Source organism: Bradyrhizobium campsiandrae (assembly GCF_014529705.1).
Taxonomy (GTDB): Bacteria; Pseudomonadota; Alphaproteobacteria; order Rhizobiales; family Xanthobacteraceae; genus Bradyrhizobium; species Bradyrhizobium campsiandrae.
This window is the reverse complement of record NZ_JAANIH010000464.1, coordinates 1-228: the sequence shown is the minus strand read 5'-3', so window position 1 is coordinate 228 and position 228 is coordinate 1. Positions and strand designations below refer to the sequence as shown.

General features: G+C 71.1%; 1 protein-coding gene. It reads right to left on the bottom strand.

Annotated elements, in window-relative coordinates; genetic code table 11:
- The coding region (locus G8O24_RS43920) for a citrate/2-methylcitrate synthase (RefSeq protein WP_188108510.1) at positions 1–228 on the bottom strand (228 nt) is incomplete at both ends.

Sequence of the window (228 nt, the reverse complement as noted above, 5' to 3'; positions counted from 1 at the left end):
TCCAGCACCGGTTCCGGTGCGCCACCATGCAGCGGGCCGGTGAGTGCGCAATAGCCGGCGGTGACGGCCGCGAACAGATCGGCCTGGGTCGAAGCCACCACGCGCGCGGTGAAGGTCGAGGCGTTCAGCTCATGGTCGGCGAGCAGGACCAGCGCGCGCCGGATCAGATCGGGCGCGTGCTTGTTGTCGGGAGCCCAGGCGCGCGCGATCTGCTGATGCAGCGGCGCG